The sequence below is a fragment of the Paenibacillus sp. 3LSP genome (assembly GCF_032465655.1).
Classification (GTDB): domain Bacteria; phylum Bacillota; class Bacilli; order Paenibacillales; family Paenibacillaceae; genus Fontibacillus; species Fontibacillus barengoltzii.
Genome location: NZ_JAWDJI010000110.1, coordinates 1 through 1,619, shown reverse-complemented (window position 1 = coordinate 1,619; position 1,619 = coordinate 1). Strand labels below are relative to the sequence as shown.

The 1,619-nt window shown below is 52.7% G+C and carries 1 protein-coding gene; it reads left to right on the top strand.

Features of this window, described 5'->3' with window-relative positions; genetic code table 11:
- Window positions 1–117: 117 nt before the first annotated feature.
- Window positions 118–1,449 carry an IS1380 family transposase gene (locus RW092_RS09040; protein ID WP_028540286.1) on the top strand — a complete coding sequence of 444 codons (1,332 nt, stop codon included), beginning with the start codon at window positions 118–120 and terminating at the stop codon, window positions 1,447–1,449.
- The last annotated feature ends 170 nt before the right edge of the window (window positions 1,450–1,619 follow it).

The following is a 1,619-nucleotide window of genomic DNA, read 5'->3' as shown; positions in this document are numbered from 1 at the left end:
CCTGAATCCGTGAACTTGAACAAATAAATCCTGAGGCGGACACAGGAAAATGCAGCCAAGAAGGCGAATTATTCAAGTATTTGGAACCTTCAAAGCCATTCACCTGTGGGGTGCATGATGAAAATCCGTTTTGTCCGATCCAACGAACTCATTCTGTCCACCCATGCCGGTCTCGCTACCGTCGGTGCCTTGCTGGCACATACCAAACTCACAAAACGCCTTAACCATACCCGACTCACAGATGTAGAACATCCGTATCATTCTCACTCCGACGTGATGAAAAGCTACATCGGCTTGCTGTGTCAAGGAAAAAGCGATTTCGATCACATTGAGCCGTTTCGGAACGACGATGTCTTTCAGATCAGTCTGCAACTGCAGCGCGTGCCCTCCAGCCCGACGCTTCGCCAACGCCTGGAGCGCGCGGCGGAAACGAAGGCGGGATGGAACGAGATTCTGCTTGAGGAATCCGCTGATCTGATCCGTCGCATCCAGGCGCCGTTGACCGGAGTTCAGGCCGGATCTCGTGTTTACATCCCGCTGGACATCGACGTTTCCCCCTTCGACAACTCCGGTACCAAGAAAGAAGGCGTTTCCCGCACGTACAAAGGCGTGGACGGCTATGCGCCGATCTTTGCCTATCTGGGGCAAGAGGGGTACGGCGTCAATGTCGAATTGCGGGAAGGCAGCACCCATGTCCAGAACGGCACCGCGGCATTCTTGACCCAAAGTATTGCCTATGCACGGCGCATCACGGATCAGCCGATGCTCGTGCGCATGGATGCAGGAAACGACAGCCTCGAGAATCTGCATGTGTGTCACCGTGAGAATGTGGACTACATCATCAAAGTGAACCTTCGCAGGGACCCCAAGGAGGCCTGGTTGCACGTTGCCGAGACCTCGGGCATCTGCTGCGAGCAACGCGAAGGCAAGAAAGAATATGTCGGGTTCATCGAGTTTCCGGAGAAAGGATTTGACCGCCCTCTTCGACAAGTCTTCCATGTGATCGAGCGAACGATTGACCGAGATGGACAAATCCTGCTGGTTCCCGAACTGGAAGTGGATGTATACTGGACTTCGCTTCGCTGTGCACCATGGCGGGTGATTGAGTTATACCGGGATCACGGCACCAGCGAGCAATTTCATAGTGAAATCAAGACGGATCTGGATTTGGAACGGTTGCCGTCCGGGAAATTTGAAACCAATCATCTCGTGTTGCACGCAGGCGTGTTTGCGTACAATTTGCTGCGCATCATGGGGCAGGAGAGTCTGCGCAAAGACGATGCGCCTATACGCGGCAATGTGCAGCGACGCCGGATTCGGACGGTGATCCAGAATATCATCTACATGGCGGTGCGGTTGATACGACACGCCCGAGGGATATGGTTTAACTTTGGCAAGAACAGCCCATGGTCCCCCGTATTGGAGCGGATTTACCACGCGTTTGCATGAGCATGGATCGAAACGAATCGTTTTACTCAAAACCTGCAATTTCGCAGGTTTATTTGGCATGCACAAATTTGTCGTTCAGGCCTCATTGAAGCTTCAAAGGATTGGCAAATCCATCCCGGTGGCCATCTCCAGGAGAGTATAATCTGATTTTGAATCCGTCACATTAGAAC